The organism is Pseudomonas sp. HY13-MNA-CIBAN-0226 (assembly GCF_040310305.1).
Lineage (GTDB): Bacteria > Pseudomonadota > Gammaproteobacteria > Pseudomonadales > Pseudomonadaceae > Aquipseudomonas > Aquipseudomonas gregormendelii.
The window spans coordinates 1-258 of record NZ_JBEOPS010000389.1 but is presented as its reverse complement, the minus strand read 5'-3'; the positions used below and the strand labels follow the sequence as shown (position 1 = coordinate 258).

General features: G+C 61.6%; 1 protein-coding gene. It reads right to left on the bottom strand.

The window, feature by feature from the left end; all coding sequences use genetic code 11:
• A partial coding sequence (locus tag AAEZ05_RS29215) for a transglycosylase SLT domain-containing protein (protein WP_350650109.1) occupies positions 1 to 258 on the bottom strand: 258 nt, incomplete at both ends.

Genomic DNA, 258 nt, shown 5'->3' with positions numbered 1-258 from the left:
GTCCAGGGCGGCGGTGGTGGAGGCGGTGATGTCGCGGCGGCCGTCGTAGGCGCGGGTCTGGCGCAGGTTGAAGTAGCGCCCGGTGGAGGGAATGAACTGCCACAAGCCGACCGCATCGCTGCGCGAATAGGCCATTGGGTTGTAGGCACTTTCAATCACTGGCAGGAGCGCCAGCTCCAGGGGCATGTTGCGTTCTTCAAGGCGTTCGACGATGTAATGAATATAGAGGCTGCCGCGTTCTCCGGCATTCTCCAGAAA